At 63.7% G+C, this 20,305-nt stretch carries 22 protein-coding genes; 16 read left to right on the top strand and 6 right to left on the bottom strand.

The window, feature by feature from the left end; all coding sequences use genetic code 11:
• The first annotated feature begins 21 nt into the window (after positions 1–21).
• The 3 genes from aceF (at position 22) to lpdA (ending at position 4,298) form a co-directional block, all read left to right on the top strand.
• Positions 22–1,716: a dihydrolipoyllysine-residue acetyltransferase gene (gene aceF, locus B7X65_RS01555; protein ID WP_293592231.1), complete on the top strand. Its 1,695-nt coding sequence runs from the start codon at positions 22–24 to the stop codon at positions 1,714–1,716.
• 121 nt (positions 1,717–1,837) lie between these two features.
• Positions 1,838–2,422, top strand: a complete 585-nt coding sequence (locus tag B7X65_RS01550) for an MFS transporter (protein ID WP_293592230.1) — start codon at positions 1,838–1,840, stop codon at positions 2,420–2,422.
• Positions 2,423–2,450: 28 nt separating this feature from the next.
• Positions 2,451–4,298 carry a dihydrolipoyl dehydrogenase gene (lpdA, locus tag B7X65_RS01545; RefSeq protein WP_293592229.1) on the top strand — a complete coding sequence of 616 codons (1,848 nt, stop codon included), beginning with the start codon at positions 2,451–2,453 and terminating at the stop codon, positions 4,296–4,298.
• Between the two features lie 401 nt (positions 4,299–4,699).
• Here lpdA and B7X65_RS01540 read toward each other — a convergent pair whose 3' ends face one another.
• Genes B7X65_RS01540 through B7X65_RS01530 form a run of 3 tightly spaced genes read right to left on the bottom strand, consistent with a single transcriptional unit; the run spans position 4,700 to position 6,391 of the window.
• Complete coding sequence (locus B7X65_RS01540; RefSeq protein WP_293592228.1) at positions 4,700–5,209, bottom strand: VOC family protein; 510 nt, start codon at positions 5,207–5,209, stop codon at positions 4,700–4,702.
• A complete protein-coding gene (locus B7X65_RS01535) occupies positions 5,206–5,886 on the bottom strand; it encodes a glutathione S-transferase family protein (RefSeq protein ID WP_293592227.1) in 681 nt (226 codons plus the stop codon). Before B7X65_RS01535 ends, B7X65_RS01540 begins: the two co-directional genes overlap by 4 nt.
• A gap of 10 nt (positions 5,887–5,896) precedes the next feature.
• Positions 5,897–6,391, bottom strand: coding sequence for a c-type cytochrome (locus B7X65_RS01530; RefSeq protein ID WP_293592226.1), 495 nt, complete (start codon positions 6,389–6,391; stop codon positions 5,897–5,899).
• Positions 6,392–6,492: 101 nt separating this feature from the next.
• Here B7X65_RS01530 and B7X65_RS01525 point away from each other — a divergent pair, with 101 nt between their 5' ends.
• Entirely contained in the window at positions 6,493–7,419 is a 927-nt protein-coding gene (locus B7X65_RS01525) for a LysR family transcriptional regulator (protein ID WP_293592225.1), read from the top strand.
• Between the two features lie 16 nt (positions 7,420–7,435).
• Here the strand turns inward: B7X65_RS01525 and B7X65_RS01520 are convergent, their stop codons facing one another.
• Positions 7,436–7,606, bottom strand: coding sequence for a hypothetical protein (locus B7X65_RS01520; protein ID WP_293592224.1), 171 nt, complete (start codon positions 7,604–7,606; stop codon positions 7,436–7,438).
• A gap of 59 nt (positions 7,607–7,665) precedes the next feature.
• Between B7X65_RS01520 and B7X65_RS01515 the strand changes: the two genes are divergently transcribed.
• The 3 genes from B7X65_RS01515 to B7X65_RS01505 are packed head-to-tail and all read left to right on the top strand — an operon-like array spanning position 7,666 to position 10,029.
• Positions 7,666–7,965, top strand: a complete 300-nt coding sequence (locus tag B7X65_RS01515; RefSeq protein WP_293592223.1) for a hypothetical protein — start codon at positions 7,666–7,668, stop codon at positions 7,963–7,965.
• Between the two features lie 49 nt (positions 7,966–8,014).
• A complete protein-coding gene (locus B7X65_RS01510; protein WP_293592222.1) occupies positions 8,015–8,197 on the top strand; it encodes a hypothetical protein in 183 nt (60 codons plus the stop codon).
• Between the two features lie 59 nt (positions 8,198–8,256).
• Positions 8,257–10,029 (top strand): hypothetical protein, encoded by a 1,773-nt coding sequence (locus tag B7X65_RS01505; protein ID WP_293592221.1) that lies wholly within the window; start codon positions 8,257–8,259, stop codon positions 10,027–10,029.
• 609 nt (positions 10,030–10,638) lie between these two features.
• On the opposite strand, the gene B7X65_RS01500 is transcribed toward B7X65_RS01505, so the two are convergent.
• Both B7X65_RS01500 and B7X65_RS01495 read right to left on the bottom strand, forming a co-directional pair.
• On the bottom strand, positions 10,639–11,469 hold the full coding sequence (locus B7X65_RS01500) for a hypothetical protein (RefSeq protein ID WP_293592220.1): 831 nt from the start codon (positions 11,467–11,469) through the stop codon (positions 10,639–10,641).
• A gap of 348 nt (positions 11,470–11,817) precedes the next feature.
• The gene (locus B7X65_RS01495; protein WP_293592219.1) at positions 11,818–12,366 is read right to left on the bottom strand and encodes a C40 family peptidase; all 549 of its coding nucleotides are present in this window, start codon (positions 12,364–12,366) and stop codon (positions 11,818–11,820) included.
• Positions 12,367–12,601: 235 nt separating this feature from the next.
• Between B7X65_RS01495 and B7X65_RS01490 the strand changes: the two genes are divergently transcribed.
• From B7X65_RS01490 to B7X65_RS01450, 9 genes are all read left to right on the top strand, one after another.
• The gene (locus B7X65_RS01490) at positions 12,602–13,747 is read left to right on the top strand and encodes a PQQ-dependent sugar dehydrogenase (RefSeq protein ID WP_293592218.1); all 1,146 of its coding nucleotides are present in this window, start codon (positions 12,602–12,604) and stop codon (positions 13,745–13,747) included.
• Positions 13,748–13,800: 53 nt separating this feature from the next.
• The gene (gene asd, locus B7X65_RS01485; RefSeq protein ID WP_293592217.1) at positions 13,801–14,655 is read left to right on the top strand and encodes an archaetidylserine decarboxylase; all 855 of its coding nucleotides are present in this window, start codon (positions 13,801–13,803) and stop codon (positions 14,653–14,655) included.
• Positions 14,656–15,024: 369 nt separating this feature from the next.
• Positions 15,025–15,339 carry a hypothetical protein gene (locus B7X65_RS01480; protein WP_293592216.1) on the top strand — a complete coding sequence of 105 codons (315 nt, stop codon included), beginning with the start codon at positions 15,025–15,027 and terminating at the stop codon, positions 15,337–15,339.
• Between the two features lie 86 nt (positions 15,340–15,425).
• Complete coding sequence (locus B7X65_RS01475) at positions 15,426–15,941, top strand: response regulator (protein WP_293592215.1); 516 nt, start codon at positions 15,426–15,428, stop codon at positions 15,939–15,941.
• A gap of 57 nt (positions 15,942–15,998) precedes the next feature.
• Positions 15,999–16,427 carry a hypothetical protein gene (locus B7X65_RS01470; RefSeq protein ID WP_293592214.1) on the top strand — a complete coding sequence of 143 codons (429 nt, stop codon included), beginning with the start codon at positions 15,999–16,001 and terminating at the stop codon, positions 16,425–16,427.
• Positions 16,428–16,455: 28 nt separating this feature from the next.
• Positions 16,456–17,259: an ABC transporter permease gene (locus B7X65_RS01465; RefSeq protein WP_293592213.1), complete on the top strand. Its 804-nt coding sequence runs from the start codon at positions 16,456–16,458 to the stop codon at positions 17,257–17,259.
• A gap of 46 nt (positions 17,260–17,305) precedes the next feature.
• On the top strand, positions 17,306–18,310 hold the full coding sequence (locus B7X65_RS01460; protein ID WP_293592212.1) for a mammalian cell entry protein: 1,005 nt from the start codon (positions 17,306–17,308) through the stop codon (positions 18,308–18,310).
• A complete protein-coding gene (locus B7X65_RS01455) occupies positions 18,307–18,978 on the top strand; it encodes a hypothetical protein (protein ID WP_293592211.1) in 672 nt (223 codons plus the stop codon). The genes B7X65_RS01460 and B7X65_RS01455 overlap by 4 nt, the downstream gene beginning before the upstream one ends.
• A gap of 41 nt (positions 18,979–19,019) precedes the next feature.
• Positions 19,020–20,222 (top strand): YbfB/YjiJ family MFS transporter, encoded by a 1,203-nt coding sequence (locus B7X65_RS01450; RefSeq protein ID WP_293592445.1) that lies wholly within the window; start codon positions 19,020–19,022, stop codon positions 20,220–20,222.
• Positions 20,223–20,305 lie beyond the last annotated feature (83 nt).

The following is a 20,305-nucleotide window of genomic DNA, read 5'->3' as shown; positions in this document are numbered from 1 at the left end:
GGACGAACTGGAGACAAGAACATGGCATTGGTAGACATACAGGTTCCCGACATCGGGGACTTTGACGAGGTGACGGTCATCGAGCTGCTGGTCAAGCCGGGTGACACCGTCAAGGCGGAGCAGTCGCTGATCACGGTCGAATCGGACAAGGCCTCGATGGAAATTCCCTCGAGCCAGGCCGGCGTGGTCAAGGAAGTCAGGGTCAAGCTGGGCGACAAGGTCAAGCAAGGCTCCGTCGTGCTGGTGCTCGAAGGCGAGGGCGCTGCTGCGACCGCGGCACCCGCTGCGACTCCCGTTGCAGAACAAAATAAGGCCCCAGCCCCCGCTGCACCTGCGCCGGCAGCTATTGATTCAGGAGCGTCCACGGCCGCGCCGGCTGCCACCGCCGCCGGGCCGGTCGAGGTCCGTGTGCCGGACATCGGCGACTTCAAGGACGTGGCCGTCATCGAGGTGCTGGTCAAGGTCGGCGACATGGTCAAAGCCGAGCAGTCGCTGGTGACCGTGGAGTCCGACAAGGCCTCGATGGAAATTCCGTCCTCGGTGTCGGGCGTGATCCGGGAACTCAAGGTCAAGCTCGGCGACAAGATCAACATTGGCGACCTGCTCGCCATTCTGGAAGGCGTGGCGGCTCCTGCCGCTGCTGCTTCGGCACCAGCACCGGCGCCGGCAGCGGCACCCGCTGCAGCAGCTGCGGCGCCCGCTGCCAGCCGGGCCAGCGCGCCGGCGCCAGCCGCCGTGGCGCCGGTAGCCTTGCCGGCGCACGAACCGGCTGCACCCACGGGCAACCTGCCGCATGCCTCGCCCTCGGTGCGCAAGTTCGCGCGTGAACTGGGCGTTCCGCTGGGGGAGGTCAAGGGCAGTGGCCCCAAAGGCCGCATCACGCTGGACGACGTGCAGGGTTTCACCAAGGCCGTGATGGCCGGCGAAGCACGCACCCAGGCGCAGGCCTCCAAAGCCCCGGCCCCGTCCGGCGGCGGCGCGGGCCTGGATCTGCTGCCCTGGCCCAAGGTGGACTTCACGAAGTTCGGCCCGGTCGAGCGCAAGGACATGTCCCGCATCAAGAAGATCAGCGGCGCCAACCTGCACCGCAACTGGGTCATGATTCCGCACGTCTGCAACCACGACGATGCGGACATCACCGAACTGGAAGCCTTCCGCGTGCTGATGAACAAGGAAAACGAAAAGGCCGGCATCAAAATCACTATGCTGGCTTTCCTGATCAAGGCCTCGGTCGCGGCGCTGAAGAAATTCCCCGAGTTCAATGCCTCGCTGGATGGCGACCAGCTGGTGCTCAAGCAGTATTACAACGTGGCGTTCGCCGCCGACACGCCCAACGGCCTGGTTGTGCCTGTCATCAAGGATGCCGACAAGAAGGGCGTGGTGCAGATCTCGCAGGAAATGGGCGAACTGGCGAAAAAGGCGCGTGACGGCAAACTCAGCCCGGCCGACATGCAGGGCGCGTGTTTCACCATCTCGTCGCTGGGCGGCATAGGCGGGCGTTATTTCACGCCCATCATCAACGCGCCGGAAGTCGCCATCCTCGGCGTCTGCAAGTCGAGCACCGCGCCGGTGTGGGACGGCCAGGCCTTCCAGCCGCGCCTGATGTTGCCGCTGTCCCTGAGCTGGGACCACCGCGTCATCGACGGCGCCTCGGCCGCGCGTTTCAACGCCTACCTGGGCCAGATCCTGGGTGACTTCCGCCGGGTATTGCTTTGACCCCCACGCTCGTCACTTCGTGTACGTCGCTGCCCCCCGAGGGGGCGCTGCGCCTGCGGCCCGGCAAAGCCGGTTCCGCGGCCCCGGTTGGCAAAGAGCGTGCCCCCGCGCTGCGGCCGCTATGACGACGCTGGTTGCCGTCAGGAAAGCCGGGCAGGCGGTGATCGCCACCGATGCGCTGATCACCTTCGGCGATACGCGCCTGGGCAGCCGCTTCGAGGCCAACGAGAAGATCTTCAGGGTCGAGACACCGGCTGGCGGCAGCTACATCGGCATGGCCGGCACGGCGGCGCATTTTCCGGTGCTGCGCAAGGCCATGGCGGCATTGCCCAAGGACCAGCTCCGGCTGGGCAGCAAGGACGAGGTGTTCGACACCTTCCACAAGCTGCATCCCGTGCTGAAAGACACCTTTTTCCTGCAGACCAAGGAAGACGACAACGACCCCTACGAGTCGAGCCAGTTCAGCGCGCTGATTGCCAACGCCACCGGTATTTACGGGCTCTACAGCTACCGTGAGGTGTTTGAGTTCAAGGAGTTCTGGGCCATCGGCTCGGGGCGCAGCTTTGCACTGGGGGCCATGCATGCCACCTGGGGCAAGGCGAAAACGGCGCGCGAGGTGGCCCTGGCCGGCGTGCACGCGGGCTGCGAGTTCGACAAGAACTCCGGCGGCCCGGTGGAACTGTTCACCGTCAAGCTGAAAAAATAAGCCGACGCATCAAACGGAGACAAGAGACATGGCATTGATAGACATTACCGTTCCCGACATCGGGGACTTCGACGAGGTCACCGTGATCGAACTGCTGGTCAAGCCCGGCGACAGCATCGCGGCCGACCAGAGCCTGCTGACCGTGGAAAGCGACAAGGCCTCGATGGAGATTCCGTCCAGCCATGCCGGCGTCGTCAAGGAACTCAAGGTCAAGCTGGGCGACAAGGTCAAGCAAGGAACGGTCGTGCTGACGCTGGACGCCGAAGGTGTCGCTGCCCCCATCTCAGAGACAAAAAAGGCTGTAACCACCGCTGTATCTGCGCCGGCAGCTCCTGAAAAGGTAGCGGCGCCAGCACCCGTACCTGCGCCAGCTGCCGCCAGCTTTGGCGGCAAAGCCGACCTGGACTGCGACCTGCTGGTGCTGGGCGCCGGACCCGGCGGTTATTCGGCCGCTTTCCGCGCCGCCGACCTCGGCCTGAAAGTCATCATCGTCGAGCGTTACGCCACCCTGGGCGGCGTCTGCCTGAACGTCGGCTGCATCCCGTCCAAGGCGCTGCTGCATGTGGCCGCGGTGATGGACGAGGTCAAACATTTCGACAGCCTGGGCGTGAGCTTCGGCGAGCCGGTGCTCGACATCGCCAAGCTGCGCACCCACAAGGAAAAAGTCGTGGGCAAGCTGACGGGGGGTCTCAGCGCGATGGCCAAAATGCGCAAGGTGACGGTGGTGCGCGGTTATGGCGCCTTCGTCGGCGCCAACCATGTGGAGGTGGAAGAAACCTCCGGTGGCGCTCAGGACAAAACCGGCAAGAAGCAGACGATTGCGTTCAGGAACTGCATCATCGCGGCCGGCTCGCAGGCGGTGCGCCTGCCTTTCATGCCTGAAGACCCGCGTGTGGTCGATTCAACCGGCGCCCTGGCGCTGAAGGAAGTTCCCAAACGCATGTTGATTCTCGGCGGCGGCATCATTGGCCTGGAGATGGGCACGGTGTATTCCACGTTGGGTGCGCGCCTGGACGTGGTGGAAATGATGGATGGGCTGATGCAGGGCGCCGACCGCGACCTGGTCAAGGTCTGGCAGAAGATGAACGCCCCGCGTTTCGACAACATCATGCTCAAGACCAAAACCGTCGGCGCCAAGGCGACTGCCAAGGGCATCGAGGTGACGTTTGAAAGTGCTGAGCCGGGAGGGGCGGTCTCGGCGCCGCAAACCTACGACCTGGTGCTGCAGGCCGTGGGCCGCACGCCGAACGGCAAGAAGATTGCGGCCGACAAGGCCGGTGTTTCCGTGACCGACCGCGGCTTCATCCCGGTCGATATCCAGATGCGTACCAACGTGCCGCACATCTTTGCGATCGGCGACATCGTCGGCCAGCCCATGCTGGCGCACAAGGCAGTGCACGAAGGCCATGTGGCCGCTGAAGTGATTGCCGGCGAGTTGCAGGGCAACAAGGAACTGGCCAGTGCTGCCTTCAATGCCCGCGTGATTCCCAGCGTGGCCTACACCGACCCTGAAATCGCCTGGGTCGGCCTGACCGAAGACCAGGCCAAGGCGCAGGGCATCAAGGTCAGGAAAGGATTGTTCCCATGGAACGCCTCCGGCCGGGCCATTGCCAATGGCCGCGACGAAGGTTTCACCAAGCTGCTGTTTGATGACAGCCCCGAAGCGCATGGCCACGGCAAGATTCTCGGTGGCGGCATCGTCGGCACACACGCCGGCGACATGATCGGCGAAATCGCGTTGGCCATCGAAATGGGCGCCGACGCAGTGGACATCGGCAAGACCATTCACCCGCACCCGACCCTCGGCGAAAGCATGGGCATGGCGGCGGAAGTGGCGCACGGCAGCTGTACGGATCTGCCGCCGGCACGCAAGTAGACCAAGCGCCCACGATACCCTGCAAAGCCCGAGCCCTTACCGGTTCGGGCTTCTTGCTGTCCGGTTGCTCGATTGCGCCCGCTCACCTTTGGCCATGGATGGATGGGCAGCGTCAAACTCAAAAGAGCAGGTGGATCTTTGGCGGTTTATTCGCGAACGTCTACTAGCCGAACGCAACAAGGTGGTTCACGCGGGCAAACAAGCCTCGCTGCTTGATGCAGAAGATGCGCTACTTGCAGCAAAGTCCTTTTGGCAATCGCCGCAGGATGCCGACCGTGCCCAGTTCACCCATGCCTTTCACGCCGGGCGGGTTGATCATCTTGTCGTCCTCCTCGACGAACAGCGTCTCGATGGCGCGTCGCGCAGTGTGCCGCCCGCAAAGGCAGCCAGGCGACGTGTTGCTACGCCGTTGAATCCTTCTGAGCCTGCCACCGGTCCAGCACTTCGCGCGCGCCGTTCGCGGCCGGGTCCAGCGCCGCGTCATGCCCTGCCCGCTTCGCTGCCAGCTCCACCACATAGCCATCGGGATCGCGAAAGTACGCCGAGCGGATGAACTGGTGCTCGGAGATCCCTCGGGTGTCCACGCCCAAGGACTTTCCCTTGGCGAGCATGGCCTCCAGGTCCGTTGCATTCACTTCCAGCGCGATGTGCAGGTCGAAGTCGTGTTGGGCCTTGAACTCGAAGGGGGCGCCAGGCACCTCGAAGAAGGCCAGGAAGGACCCATCGCCCAGCCGGTAGAAGGTATGCAGCACGCGCACGGCGCGCCCCGTCGCCGTTTCGCTCAGGTCCAGCGAGGCGGCCAGAGGCAGGCCGAGGAAGCCTTCGTAGAACTGCCGGGTTCTCTCCGAGTCGCTGCACCGCAGGGCGCTGTGGTGCAGCTTCCGGATCACCGGTTCGCGCGGCGGCGTCATAGCGGCTGGAACCGGTGCGATGCCAGCGAGGCGGCGTAGCCGTCGATGGCTGCAAACACCGGGGCCCAGTTGGGCAACTGCTTCATCGTAGCCAGCCACCGACGGATGTTGGGGTAAGGCGCGTAGTCCAGTCTGGCCGCCTCCCCGATGGCGACCATGGGGGCGCCGAGGTAGTCGGCCAGGGTGATGGACTGGCCGCAGACATACGCGTTGCTCTCACCGAGGAAGTGGCCATCCAGCACGTCCAGCCACTGTCTGGCGCGGGACGCGTGCCACGCCAGGGTGGCTTGCTGGGCCGCGTCGCTTTCGCGCTTGTGCTGCGGAAAGATCTGCGGGTACACGAAGCCGTAGACCAGGTCGCGATTGAGCTGGGTGTTGAACCAGTCCAGCCGCTCGTTGACCCGTGCCCGTTCGTGCAGGCCACCGGGGTAGCTGGGCGAAGCGGCCGTGTCGGCCAGATATCTGAGGATGGCCGAGCTTTCGGTCAGGCGGAAACCGCCATGCTCCAGCAGCGGGATCAGGCGATTCGGATTGACGGCCGCATACGAGGCGCCCATGTGCTGGCCGCTGAAGATGTCGATGGTTTCCAGGTTGCACGCGATGCCGCTTTCGGCGGCGAACAGCATGACGGCGCGGCTGGCCGTTGAGGCGGGATGGCAGTGGATATTGATGGTCATGGTGTCGTTCTCACTCGGGGAATTGCACAACCGGGCCCGCAGCTTTGCGGCCGGGTGGCAGGGACGCCGGGGCGGGCGCGCCCGCAGGGCCCAGCGAAAGGATGTAGGCATGGATGGCCTGGAGGTCGGCGTCGGTCATTGCGCGAAGGTTGAACCAGGGCATGGGGGGCCGGGGCTTCATGCTGCGGGCGTGTACCAGCCATTGCTGGCGGGTCATGCCGGCCATCAGCAACCGCAAGTTGGTGGCATAGGTGGTGCCCCAGGGCCCGGCCCAGCCCACGGCGTCGCCCGTGAGCCAGAGCTTTTCGTCGACCTTGCCGTCCTTGGCAGCGTAGCCGGGCGTGTGGCAGTCGTTGCAGCCTGTGGTTTCCACAAGGTAGCGCCCGCGCAGAATCTCATCGTTGTTGCCGGCCTGCGCGGCAGCCGGTTCCAAAGCGCACAAAGTCGCTGCCAAGATCCAATGGGCACGCGTTGCGCCGCGCCGTACGCTTCTTTTTGGGCTCATGTTGTTTCCTTGATTGAAAGAGCCTGAAGCATAATCTTCGATAAATAATCAATAAACGGCGCAATTTCGAATTTAGTATTCGAAGCAATAGAATAATTCCAATGGACCACTTCAATTGCATCCGCATGTTTGTCCGTGTGGTGGAGCAGGGATCGTTCGTCCGGGTGGCTGAGGGCCTTTCGGTCGCGCCGTCCACGGTCACTTATGGCGTCGCGCAACTGGAGCGCGAGGTGGGCGCCCGGCTGCTTCACCGCACCACGCGGCGGGTGAGCGCTACGGAAGAGGGTCGCCGCTACTACGAGGTGTGCCAACGCGTGCTTGACGAACTGCGTGAAGTGCAGGAAGACCTGTCGCAGGCCAAGGCGGCGCCGCAAGGACGATTGCGCGTTTCGCTGGCGCATGGCTTTGCGCAGCACGTGCTCTACCCTGCGTTGCCTCGTTTTTTCGCCCGTTACCCGCGCTTGGCGCTGGATCTGATGATCACCGATCGAGCCGTCAACCTTGTGGAGGAAGGTGTCGATTGCGCCGTTCGCGCCTCGTCCGTGGAGCCGGACGCGAACCTGGTGGCGCGCCCGATTGCCACGCTGCACTGGGTGACGTGCGCCAGCGCTTCCTACGTCGCCGAGCGCGGCCTGCCGGGCTCGCCCGAAGCGCTGCACTCGCATGAATGCATCGGCTTCGTTTCGCCCACCACCGGCCGGACGGCCGACTGGGTGTTCGAGCGCGAAGGCCGGCGCCAGATGCACGCGCCAGCCGGCCGGCTCAGTGTGTCATCGTTGGAGGCCGCGGCCAACGCCGCGGTCGCGGGCCTGGGTATCGCCCAGGTCCCCGACCCGCTGGTCTATGAACTGGTGCGCCAAGGCCGGCTGCAGCCCGTGCTGGTGGACCATGTGGCGCTGGCCTCGCCTGTGCACGTGGTCTACCTGCGCAACCGCTACCAGATGTCCAGGCTCAGGGCGTTCACCGATTTCATCGCCGAGATCCACCCGCCTGAAGGCTGGTGGACCGACATCGCGCCGGCGTCGTAGGCCCGCAAGCTCTCCGTCAATTCAGTTTCTGCCAATCCGCGTCCTTCAGCTTGGCAGACAGGAACTCCAGCAGAACGTGCACCTTCGCAAGAACGTCATAGGCGCAATCGCAAACCGTCTTGGATTCACATTGGGCGTAACCGGACAGCGGGCTGAGATCAAGAGGGAACAGGGTGTGCTCGGGCATCACGGATATCAATCCTCCGGCACTCAATTCTTTGCCGCCTCGTCATTTTGATCACCATCATGTCTAACAAGGCACTGGTCCTGAGTCAGGCTGTGTCTTCTCGCGTCAGCCGCGTCGAGGCCAGCAGTATCGTTCACGCTGGCGACATCAATGGGGATCACCCTGACTTCGCCCTGCGCCGAGACTACTTTTACGCGCCAGGCGGGGCGGCCTCCGACTTGCGCCGTGTCTACCGCCAGGACGCGGCCGTCTGTGGCGCGCTGGGCCAAGCCAGAGCGCCCACCACAGCACCCACAGCCGTGGCGACGTCCTTGCCGCTACTCGGTGACCCAGTGGCTGGTGCAATCCTCGCGCGGTGAGGTCAGGTTCTGGTATTGGGGCTCGACGCCGCGAACGCGGGCATGATCGATGAACCTTTCTGCCTGGGCGCCGGCGGCCGAAATGCTCGATGGCCTGATGCAGGGCGCCGACCGCGACCTCGTCAAGGTCTGGCAGAAGATGAACGCCCCGCGTTTCGACAACATCATGCTCAAGACCAAAACCGTCGGCGCCAAGGCTTATCCGGATGCCATGGCACGGCTTGTTTTGTAACCACCTATCACAAATGTAAAATATAGTGACGGAACTTCAAGCGTAGAAATCTTTACACCATGAACAAGAATTCTGTTGACCTGAGCGCAGCCTGGCAAAAAGTGAAACTCGGTTTTCTAAGTGCGAGTATCCCCCAGGACGGTATCAGGGACCTCGAAGTGGAGTTCGACAGCTGGGACCATAGCGACGCAAAATCCATCCTCGAATTTGGGCGTTTTAGCGAAAGCAACAATGAAAACCGGGACAGCAGAAACCTGTTCCGCGCATTGAATTTCCTCACCGCAGTCCAGGTCAAGAGCGTCGCCGGTATATACGGAGGCATCGAAAAGGACATCAAAGCCCAATTCTCCGCCGGCGGATCGGGAAACTCGGAACTCATCAAGCGCGTCAAGGGTGTCTACGACGCCATTGCTGCCGTCCGGGCCGCGGCAGCCGCCCGGCCAATAGTGCCCGTCCCGGTAGATCAAGTCAGGTTGACTGCGCAGCCGCAGTTGCGAACCAATGCCCCTGTCAGCCTGACAACCCGACAATTCGATGATGCTGCCCGCGAAGTGCTAAAAACAAAACTGATAGGTGCGATGCAGCAGGTGCGGACCAACATACGCAGCAGTAATCGTGAGCTCGTCGCCAAGAGCTTCGACAACAACGCAGCAATATCCACAGCCTGGTCAGAGGCGAGAAGGGGTATTGAGAACGCCATAGACCAAAATGCCCATTGGCTGCTGTTCAACTATACGACCCTGAACACCGCAATCATGGTCGCGTACAGGAATTTCGACGACACGGTGGCGAAAGACAGCAAAAAGACCGGTGACAGGCTGAAGTTGATCTCGACTGTTCTTGATGCCCTGAGCGCGGCGCCGCCGCCGCTCAGCGTTGTCGGCAAGGTGGCGTCCAAAGTGGTCGGCATTTTCAGGAGCGATAACTACGATCCAACAAGCAAGTACGCACCCCTCAAAGGCGATGACAAGCCACTTGCCGTCCGTCTGTTCGCCGAAAGGCTGGAGCAATATGAAAACGGCACAGTCCTGATGGATCTGTCGCACCTTTCCAAGGTGGCGCACGTCGCCGCCATTGCAACCGCGTTGTCCGCCGCCACGCTGACACTGATGCAAGACGCCACGAAACATGTGCTGGACAGGATTTTTGGTGAAGATTTCGTCGATTCCGGGAACAAGTTGGAAGCGCACAAACAGGCGTACCTCCGTAAATCCGGCCAAATCGTGCGGGGGCAGGAAAAAAACCAGCACCTGTTCATGAATGCGGTCATTCGCGGCTTCGCGAGTGACGTGCAAAAAGCCATCGAAGCGCACTACGGCTGGAAAAAAAGCGTGCTTGATCCGAATGATCTGCGCATCGCTATTGAAATGTTCCTGTATTCGGAATACGTGATTGACGTGTTCCATAAGCAGGGCAATGAAACCCGGCTCTACTCCGACAACATGATCAATTTTTTTGCCCAGAAGGAAAAATGGGGCGTCCTTATGTTGCATCAGGACACCCACGAAGAATCCACGGCAAGACGGCGCCTTAACTGGAAGGGCGGGGATGATCACAAGCGGGCATTGGTCATGTTCTGCGGCTGGTACCTGAAGAACATCAATCCGTTCGCGCTGATCACCGGCACATTGCGCAACGGCGAACCGTATTCAGCTGAACTGATTGTCGAGTTGTGCCATGCCCAGATCGATCTGATCAATAGGGCGATTTCCCACGGACGGACATTGACGACGTTTTGGGGGAAAACGATCAAGTCGAGCTGGGATTGGGACCGCATCGACTACATGTATAAAAGTCTGTGCACAAGTGATGTGTGGGACATGGCTGATTGAGCGATGCACCGCCCGGCCAGGCCTGTTCCCGCGCCTCGTGCCGCACAGGCCGGCGCTTCGCGGTCTGGATTTTTCTCGAACGTCAGCGAGCTGACATAGCCCAACGTCGATTGCAATCTTTTGTGATTGTGGTAATTGATTCAGTCCATCACCCCGTTCGGGGCTTTGCGCTGTGCAGCAAACTTCCTGCCGTGCAGCCAGCGTAATAAGGTAGGGGCTTGGGAAGCAAAGTCCGTTAAAGAGGGTTGCTGCGAAGCAAGGATATCAGCCTTGAAACTAATCGGGAAAATCCCTTGATGCTGGTTTTACCGGGGAATAACAGATGAGAGCGACGATGATTCAGGCGTGTCGGGGCCTGCTTCTCCTGGGAAGCTGCTGCCTGCCGCTGGCTTTTGCCTCGCCCACGCCGAATGAGTTTGAAACTTGCCATCGCATGGCCTCGGCGCTGCTGCGTGCCTGCCTGGACAACAGCGCGGGGCAGGCCAGTGAGCGTTGCTGGGAGCGTGCCAGGCTGAAAAACAAGGTTTGTTCTGCCGAAGTGCGCCAACGCCACCGGCCGGACCGGGACCGGACAGAGGCTGCGAAACGGACAACTGGGAAAAGAAACCCCTAACAGGTCGGCGTTGCCTGCCGGTGGATCGTGAAGTTGTACTGGCTGGACCGGTTTTTCACGTCAAGCCTGAGCTCAAAACCAGGGCTGCCGTTGGTCAGCGAGGCCTTGACGAAGCGCAGCCTGACCCGGGGAGCAGACTCTGCGCCGGCCTGCGGCGTCAAGGCGGGGACGCTGTCGATCGACACGAGCTGGAAGCCGACGTCTTGCGCCGGGGTGACCGACCAGCCGTCGCCGGGTTGTCCGGGTAATTCGAGTTCCAGAGTGTCGTAGCCGCCCACGCCTAGCGGCTGTCTGGCGACGGCGGTGGCCTCATTTCCCATGACCACTTTACCCCGCGGGACCTCGACAGCCGTGGTGATGTCCAGACGGACCCACTGGATGCGCCCGGCGTGGCTGACGCGCAGATACACACGGCCCGCGTGGGCTGCGCCGAAGCGGCGGATGCCGGTGCCGGGTCCGCTGGGCAGCGTGAGTTTGGCAACCCGCACATCGGGAAAAGCGACGCCGCCGCCCTGGTCAGACAGGGCGAGGTAACGCGTTTCTTCAAGTGCCACCAGGGCGGGTTCAGCGACGCCCGGGGCCTCGATGGCGGTGACGACTGCCTTGGCCGGCAGCAGCACGGTCACGAGGTCTCCCGCATGCAGCGTGTGTTCCACGGGGGTGTCGGTATCGACGGCCTGTCGCTTCCAGGGGTCCATGTTGACCAGGATCTGGGCGCGTGCGGGGCGATCGGTGATACAGCCAAACGCCAGCCCGGATGTCAGCAGCAGGGCGCCAAGCCCGGCGAGGGCAGCGAGAAGGCCCGAACGGGACCGCTGGATAGTCATGGAAGCTCCTGAACGTGGTGGCTTTGGAAGGATACCGGATGGGGCCATCTTGCGCCGCATTCTGCCTTGCGCAGCAGCGAGCGTCGTGCAGGTGTCAGCCCGGGCTCAGCCGCGTCCTTTTTCGGGGCAAACCCGGTGGCCGCTGCATGGACTGTGGCCCGGAATGAAGAGGGGTCCGATGCGTTTATTGCGCTGGAAACGACCCAATGGGCGAAGGTGATCCGGGGGGCCGGCGTCAAGGCCGATTGAGGCCGGTCTGCCGAAGCAGGGCAGGCAGGAAGAAAGACGGGAAAGAGAAGAAGAGAAGGGCGAAGAAGAGCGAGAAGCCGGACGTGGCCGGCCGGCCGCTTATTCGCCGGACGCGTTGGCCTGGGCGGTGCCCTGGACGCGGCGCGCACCGTCGAAGCGGCGGGCCCAGTAAGCGACGCTCAGGCTTTCAACCCGCACCTGGGCACCGGGCTTGGGCGCATGGATGAATTTGCCTTCGCCGACATAAATGCCGACATGGCTGAATGCCCGCTTCATGGTGTTGAAAAACACCAGGTCGCCGGGTTGCAGCTCATTTTTGTCGATGTTCTGTGTGGCGGCAGCCTGCTGCTCGGCGCGCCGTGGCAAGACCAGGCCCACGGTCTGCTCGTAGATGGCTTTCACAAAACCGCTGCAATCCACCCCGGACTCGGCCGTGTTGCCGCCGCGCCGGTAAGGCACGCCCAGGAATCCCATGGCGTTGACCACCAGTTCGGAGGCCTTGTGGCTGACCGACTGCCGCACCTGGTCGATCCGGTTGAGCAGGCCCTTGTCAGCGAGGAATTTGTCCATGTCGTCACCGGAATGGCCGGGTGCCGCCTGCGCGGTGGCAGCTAGCAGAAGGCAGGTGAGGAGCAGGGGGGTACGCATGGGCGCTAGAGTACTGAAGGACAAGTCCTACGTCAAGCTAAAGTTTTTTCTAGATTGCGACGGTAAGCCATTGATTTGTAACGATTTACGACAATGAGCGCTTTTGAGAACTGAAAAGTCGCTCCTTGTTCGGGGAAACCCGCAGGCGTGTACAGGCAAGGCGATAGTGGCATATTGCCGCAAGGCCCGGCACTATCCGTCGCGCGGATCTTTTGCCCGAATCAAGGAGTGAAATATGCACCTACCCCTTATCTCTCTTGCCTTTTGTGCTACTGTTTTAGTAGCATTTTCCGGTGCAGGGGCGCAGGCGCAGACCGTGCGACCGGAGGCCGTCGCCACGGGCCTTCAAAACCCCTGGGCCCTCGCATTTTTGCCGCAGGGCCGCTTCCTGGTCACGGAAAGGCCAGGCCGCCTGCGTGTGGTGGAGGCCGATGGCAGGCTCGGGCCGCCCGTGGCTGGTCTGCCCGCCATCGACGCCGGCGGACAGGGTGGGCTGCTCGATGTCATCACGGATGCCGGTTTTGCTGCCAACCGCAGGATCTACATCTGCTTTTCCGAGCCGGCCGCCTCGGGCGGCGGCAACAGCACGGCGCTGGCCCGTGCCACCCTGGCCGCTGACAACAGCCGGCTCGAAGACGTGCAGGTGCTTTTCAGCCAGAAACCGAAGCTTTCCAGCAGCGCGCATTTTGGCTGCCGCATCGTCGAAGCCCACCAGGACGGCAAGCCCGACGGCACCTTGTTCCTGACCCTGGGCGACCGCTATTCGCGCATGCAGGACGCGCAAAAACTCGACAACCACCACGGCAAGGTGGTCCGCATCAACAAGGACGGCAGCGTTCCGAAAGACAACCCCTTTGTCGGGCGGACGGGTGCCTTGCCGGAAATCTGGAGTTATGGCCACCGCAACATGCAGGGCGCAACCCTGGCGCCCGACGGCAGCTACTGGACCCACGAGCACGGCCCGCAGGGCGGCGATGAAATCAACCTGCCGCAGCCCGGCCGCAACTATGGCTGGCCGGTCATCACCTACGGCGAAAACTACGGCGGCGGCAAGACGGGCGAGGGCATCACTGCCAGGGCCGGCATGGAGCAGCCGCTGCATTACTGGGTGCCGTCGATTGCGCCGTCGGGCATGGTGTTTCTGACGAGCGGGCGTTACGGCCCGGCCTGGCAGGGCAACCTGTTTGTCGGGTCGCTGAAGTTCGGCTACCTCAACCGCATCGAATTGAGCGCGCCCTTCAAGGGCCGGGTCGTGCGCGAACACAAGCTGCTCGAGGGCGGCGGTGAACGCATTCGCGATGTGCGGCAGGGCCCGGACGGCCTGCTTTATGTGCTGACCGACAGCCCGCGCGGCCGCCTGCTGCGGCTGCAACCGGGCTGATGCAGGGCCTGCCTCTATAGAATGGGCGCTTCTCCAGACCACAGTGAGCCCGCGTGTCCGAACGATTTGAAGTATTTTTGCAATACCTCCTGCCCAAGCAGGCACTGACGGAATTCGGCAGCCACATTGCCTCCATGCGGGGCGGGGCGGTCACGACACGCATCATCCGCTGGTTTGTCGGCAAATACGGCGTGAACATGGGCGAGGCCGCCAACCCCGACATCGGCAGCTACCCGACCTTCAACGAATTTTTCACGCGTGCGCTCAAGCCGGGCGTACGGCCGCTGGCCGCTGCCGACCTGATCTGTCCGGTGGACGGTGCAATCAGCCAGTTCGGCGCGATCGAGGGCGACCGGATTTTCCAGGCCAAGGGGCATCACTACTCGACCACCGCCCTGGTCGGCGGCGACCGCGCGCTGGCCGCGCAGTTCGAAGGCGGCAGTTTCGCCACGATTTACCTCAGCCCCAAGGACTACCACCGCATCCACATGCCCACGGGCGGGCGCCTGCAGCGCATGATTTACGTACCGGGTGAGCTGTTTTCGGTCAACCCGGCCACGGCGCGCGGCGTGCCCGGGCTGTTTGCGCGCAACGAACGCGTGGTCTGCGTTTTCGAGTCGGCGCGCGGGCCGTTTGTGCTGGTGCTGGTGGGCGCCACCATTGTCGGCAGCATGGCCACGGTCTGGCATGGCGTGGTCAACCCGCCCCGGACGAAAGAGGTCCGTGAGTGGCGCTACGACGGGCAAGCACCGGTGGAACTCGCGCAAGGTGACGAAATGGGCCGCTTTTTACTCGGCTCCACCGTGGTGATGCTGTTTCCCAAGGGACCGTGCCACTTCAACCCGGACTGGGCACCGGGCGCAGCGGTGAGGCTCGGGGAGCTGATGGCGAACTGCCCGGCGCCCTGACGCTGACGCTGCGCCGCAGCGTCACTTCATTGCTATGAATAGCATAGCTGTTTGCGCCCATCCCATGAGGGCTGGAGACCATTTTTACTTCAAAGCGCAGGCTTTCCGGTTAGTTTGGCCACGCCCCGGCTGATCGGTGGCCAGGCCAGGACCGCGCACGAAGCGCGGCACCTGCTGAAAACCCGGTCGTTCTGTAGCCTGCGGAAACTCTCCGTGTTTACCCGCCACCCCTGTCAGAGTTGACAGGGGTATCAGTGCACGCCCTGGACAATGCATTTAAATTCAAACACTGGGTGTTGTGCAAACGGCGGCAACGGGCCTGCCGTGATGAATGAACGTCCCTGCAGCTTCCCGGGAAACGAGGATGCGATGAGTTACCTCATACGGTTGGTGGACAACACGGAATTTCCCGAGGAACAATGCCGCCTCATCGAGCAGCGGTATGACCGAGCCCTGGTCCATCAGCTCGGCAGTCCGGAGCAGGTGGCGCAGGCGCGCCGCGCCTGGGTGCAGGCCAAGACCCGCGAGGACGAGGCGACGGAGACGGATCTCTCACTGGAAGAAAAGCAGGCCATCGTGCGCTGGGAGCGTGCGGAAGCTGCAGCGCGGCTGCTCGCTTTCGAGGGTTACACCGGTGCGCTGGAAGATATCTACATCGACGTCCGGGTGTCCCCGGCTGGCTAGGACCCTGCCGGACAGTCTTGTGCTGGATCAATTGCAGCCGCTCGACGCCAACTTACACTGATTTTTTCAGCATGGATCGAGGCCTGATGGTCACAATTGCTCATGTCCAGCACATCACCCTACTGCCGCGCGCCAGTACACCGGTGTCCCGCGTGACCGGGGTGGACGATGCCGGCGACAAGGGCGCATCGCGGTCCCTCAGAGTCTTCGTGATCGAGGACGAGATGGCCCTGCGAAACCTGCTGGTTGACGCGCTCCAGGAGATACCCGGGGTGGAGGTGCTGTTTTATGCCGACAACGAAGTCTCCGCAACCAACTGGCTCTCGTCCCATGACAGCGCCTGGGATCTTGCGGTGGTCGACCTGTACCTGCGGCAGGGCAGCGGCGTCGGGGCGCTCAACTGGTGCATCACACGCCGGGAGGACCAGCGGGTGGTGGTGTTGAGCAGCCAGTTGAGCCAGGAGGTGCGCCGCAAATGCCTGGCCCTGCGGGCCGACGCAGTCTTCGACAAGGCCAGCGAGATGGATGACTTCCTGGCTTACTGCCGTGCCTTGCTGGGCCCACCGGTCGGGGCACCAGCAGTCACGCCCCGCATGCCCTAAACTTTCGGCCATCGCCGCCGTTCCGGCTGCGAATCACGGACATGGAAGACCACACGCATGAGTGCACTGTTTCGCGAGCAACTGCTGGCGGCCGCCGGGCAGGCCGCCTTTCCCGCCGAAAGAACGCTGGACCCGGCCACCGGCGAGGAGGTTTTCGACGCCGCTTCCGAGGCCATGCTGGCACAGGTCTTTTCCCTGTTCGGGATCACCGCGTTGACGCCCCAGGACGAAGATGCCGATCGGGTCATCAACACCGCCTGCACCCTGGCCACCGAGGTGGCGGCGCATCTGCAGAGCCTGATCTCCGCCGGCGGTGCGCTGGACAGGCTGGAAGAAGCCGGCGACTGGCACCCGGCCTACCGGGCCTACCTCAGCGCCTTGTGGCAGGGGGAGCGCGACGAGGTGGCGCGCTGCGCGCAGGCGCTCAACCTGTCCGCAGGCATTCCCAACGGATCGCTCCCGCTCGAAGCGGGGCCGCTCGCCTGATGTACGCAGTGCGCAGTATCATGGCCCAATGACTCCCTTGGCTGGTCGGCGCGGCACGATGGCAGAACTGAACCACAGGGCGCGGAACTGGCTGGTGGGCTGGTGGCGCCTGATCCATCTCGGCGCGCTGATCCTGGTGCTGGCCCTGTCGCCGTCGAGTTACGCCCGCGACAACCGCCGGTCGCTGGCGCGCCACATCTATCTCAACACCGCGCCCAATCTGCTGGGTTTCACGCTGATGTGTGCGTTGATCACCGTGGTCATCACGCGCATCGTCATCGTCACCGCGCTCAGTTACGGCCTGTCGCAGTACGCCTTGCAGGTCGTCATTCGCGTGCTGGTGCTGGAACTGATTCCGCTGACGGCCGCCATGTTCGTGGCCCTGCGCTGTGCGATTGCGAGCGGGGTGGAGCTGTCGCTGCTGCGCCAGCGTGGGGAGCTACAGGCCATGCAGCAGCGCGGCCTGGACCCGGTTCGTCAGGAGGTGCTGCCACGTGTGACGGCCGGCATTTTTGCCACCATCACGCTGGCCGCGCTGAGCTGCGTGGTGGCGCTGGTGATGGCCTACCTGGCCAGTTACGGTTTCACGCTATCGGGCGTGGCGGTGTACACCCGGCTTTTCGGCCAGGTGTTCAACCCCGACGTGACCCTGATCTTCGTGCTGAAAACCCTGTTTTTCAGCCTGGCCGTGTCGCTGATTCCGATGGCGTCGGCCCTGTACGACACGGCCGAGCTGCGTTTTCGCGCCAGTGCCGAACTGCGCATGCTGGTGCGCATGTTTGCAGTCATCCTGATCATCGAGGTGGTGTCTCTCGTGGGCAACTACTACTAACCAACATCCCCAACATTCCGTCCGGATCCTCCATTCCTTTCAAGTCATGAGCGAACCCCTGCCACCCCCATCCCCGCCTGCGCCGCCGGAGCCGCCGCCCGGCAGCAGCGTGGCCATGCCGCCGGTTGCCAACCTCGAGTTCAAGGCGTTGATGCTGCTGGTCTTCATGGCGGCGCTGGTGGTGGGCTCGGCGCTTTACGTGTTGTATGCGCGCGGCGCCTTTGAGAGCACCCAGAAACTGGTGTTGTTGTCCGACGACTCCGAAGGCGTGGTGGTCGGCATGGACATGACGTTTTCGGGTTTTCCGATTGGCCGCGTGCGCCGCATCGAGCTGGCTGAAGACGGCAAGGCCCGCATCATCGTGGATGTGCCGACCAAGGACGCGCATTGGCTGCGCACGTCCAGTGTGTTCACCCTGGTGCGCGGGCTGGTGGGCAGCACCAACATCCGCGCCTACACCGGCATGCTCAAGGACCCGCTGCTGCCGGACGGCGCGGTGCGCGAAGTGCTGCGCGGCGACGCCGGCGCCGAAGTGCCCAAGCTGGTGGCCGCCGCCAAGGACCTGATTGAAAACCTCAACAGCCTGACGAGCAGTGGCGGCGCGATAGGTGCCAGCCTCGCCAACGTCCAGAAACTGACGGACAGGCTCAACGGCCCGGGCGGCGCATTGAGCGTGTTGCTGGGCAACGACGCCGAGGCTAAAAAGCTGATTGCCACGCTGGACCGCACCAACGCCTTGCTGACCAAACTTGACAGCCTGGCGGCCAAGACCGACACCCAGGTGTTCGGCGCCAAGGGCGTGATGCCCGAAGCGCGGGCCACGGTGGTGCAGCTCAACACCCTGCTCGGCGAAGCGCGCACCAGCCTGAAAAAAGTCGACGCGGTGCTCGTCGAAGCCCAGGCCGTGGGCGCCAACGCCCGGGCCGCCACCGACGACCTGGGGGCGCTGCGCGGGGAGGTCGAGTCCAGCTTGCGCAAGGTGGATGGCCTGATCAACGAGATCAACCGCAAGTGGCCGTTTGCCCGCGACACGGAGATCAAGCTGCCATGAGACTCTTTTCACTTGTCCTGTCCGTGCTGGCCCTCTCGCTGCTGGCGGCCTGCAGCAGCGGACCCAAGGCCCCCGACTGGCAGATGGAGGCCAAGACCGCGATGGAACGCGCGGTTGCCGCCTACCTCGAAGGCAATTCGCGCGTCGAGGCGCAGGAGTTCGCGCGCGTGCGCAGCGAACTCTCCAGCACCGGCCGCAGCGACCTGATGGCGCGGGCCGAGCTGCTGCGTTGTGCCAGCCGCGTGGCCAGCCTGGTGCTGGAACCCTGTGCCGGGTTTGAGGTTTTGCGACCGGACGCACCGGCCGCCGAACGCGCCTATGCCGACTACCTCGCCGGCCGGCTGCAGCCGCAGGACGTGGCCTTGTTGCCTGCACCGCAACGTGCCGCGGCCGCCGCCGGTGCCGATGCGGCAGCGCTGAAAGCCATGAGCGACCCGCTGTCGCAACTGGTCGCCGCCGGCGTGATGTTTCGCGCCGGCCGTGCCAGTCCGGCGGTGCTGCAGCAGGCGGTGGACACGGCTTCCGGCCAGGGCTGGCGCAGGCCGCTGCTGGCCTGGCTGGGCGTGCAGCTGCAGCTCGCGGAAAAGGGCAGTGATTCGGAGGCGGCCGCGCGCCTGCGCCGCCGCATTGCGCTGACGCAAAACCCGGCCGCAGGCAGCAAGCCTTGAGCCGGGCGCCCGTGAGTCGCTGGGCGATTGCCATCGCCGGCATGTTGTCGCTGGCCGCGGCCATGGGCATAGGCCGGTTTGCTTTCACGCCGCTGCTGCCCATGATGCTCAGCGACGGCGTGATCGACCTGCCGTCGGCCAGCTGGCTGGCCAGCGCCAATTACCTCGGTTACCTTGTCGGCGCGTTGCTGTGCACCTTCCAGCCCTGGATCTGGAAACACCTGCGTTTCCTGCCGGCCGTCGCCGCCTCGAGCTGGGTGCGTGCGGGCCTGGTCGCCACCACGCTGCTGACGCTGGGCATGGCCCTGCACCTGCCGGCCGTCTGGCCGCTGCTGCGTTTTGCGGCCGGTGTGGCCAGTGCGCTGGTGTTTGTCTACACCTCGGGCTGGTGCCTGGCGCAGCTGGCCCGGCTGGATGCGCCGGCATTGGGCGGCATCATGTACGCCGGCCCGGGCGCGGGCATCGCCCTGAGCGGGTTGTTTGCCAGCGCCATGGTCGCGCTGCAGTGGAAGGCTGCTACCGGCTGGCTGATTTTCGGCGTACTCGCCGCGGTGTTGACGGCCGCCGTGTGGCGCACTTTCCAGGAGCGGGGGCAAGGGCAGGGCGGCAGTGCGGCCAACGCAGTGCCCAGCACGCCAGCCACCAGCCATGCGCCGGCCGGCAGGAGGCAGATGCTGCTGCTGGCCCTGGCTTACGGGCTGGCCGGTTTTGGCTACATCATCACCGCAACTTTTTTGCCGGTGATCGCGCGCGAAGCCATGCCGGGCTCGGTCTGGATCGATTTTTTCTGGCCCATCTTCGGCCTCGGCGTGGTGACCGGCGCCTTGCTGGCCACCCGCATTCCGGCCACCGGCGACTTCCGCTACCTGCTGGCCGGCGCCTACACGGTGCAGGCGCTGGGCATCGCGGCCAGCGTGTTCAGCCCCAACCTCGCCGGTTTCGCCATCGGCAGCCTGCTGCTGGGCATTCCGTTCACCGCCATCACCTTTTTTGCCATGCAGGAGGTGCGGCGGCTGCGGCCGGCCGCGGCTGCCAGTTACATGGGCCTGCTGACCGCCATGTACGGCATCGGCCAGATCGCCGGCCCGCCGCTGGTCGCCGTGTTGCTTCGGCACAGCCGCAGCCTGGGCGAGGGTTTCACGCTGTCGCTGGAAATCGCCGCGGCGGCCTTGCTGGCCGGCGCGCTGATGTACCTGTGGATGGCCAGCGCCTACCCGGTGATGAAGGCCGTGCGGCAGCGCTGAACCCGGCTGGCTGGGGTCTTATAGCGAAAAAGGCCTCTAGCCCAATAAGCACCTGCGCAGGTAGCTATAAAAACAGGAGCGAA

The sequence above is a fragment of the Polaromonas sp. 39-63-25 genome (assembly GCF_002278925.1).
GTDB lineage: Bacteria > Pseudomonadota > Gammaproteobacteria > Burkholderiales > Burkholderiaceae_C > Polaromonas.
Note: the sequence above shows the minus strand (reverse complement) of the source record. Positions and strands in the feature narration are given on the sequence as shown.